Origin of the sequence: Mesorhizobium sp. M8A.F.Ca.ET.208.01.1.1 (assembly GCF_004791315.1) — a bacterium.
GTDB lineage: Bacteria > Pseudomonadota > Alphaproteobacteria > Rhizobiales > Rhizobiaceae > Mesorhizobium.
In genome coordinates this window covers 1-306 of record NZ_SRUT01000285.1, presented here as the reverse complement: position 1 = coordinate 306, position 306 = coordinate 1, and the positions used below count along the sequence as shown (strand labels likewise).

The 306-nt window shown below is 58.5% G+C and carries 1 pseudogene; it reads right to left on the bottom strand.

The annotated features are described in order from the left end of the window. Positions 1-184 (bottom strand): annotated as a pseudogene (locus EN851_RS35320) (ABC transporter permease); the annotation flags it as partial. Between the last annotated feature and the right edge of the window lie 122 nt (positions 185-306).

Below are 306 nucleotides of genomic sequence, written 5' to 3'. Positions count from 1 at the left end.
CCGTCAGGCCGACGGCGAGCAGCGAGCCGTCATTGCGACTGAAGGCGAGGAAGACCACAAGGCCGAGCGCGAACAGGCTGAGGAAGAAGGTGACCAGCCCGCCCGGCAGCAGCATGGCGAAGCGGAACACCGGCGAGATGCGGTTTTCCGGCAAGGGCCTTGTTGCAACGATGGTCGACGACATCGAACTGCCCATCGGGATTCTGAAATCACCTAATGATTTTTCATATTCATGAAACTGTCAAGCTGAATCGCTTGCGCGCTGCACGCGTTCGGCTCAACGTTCGAATGTGTCGAGCATCCGGT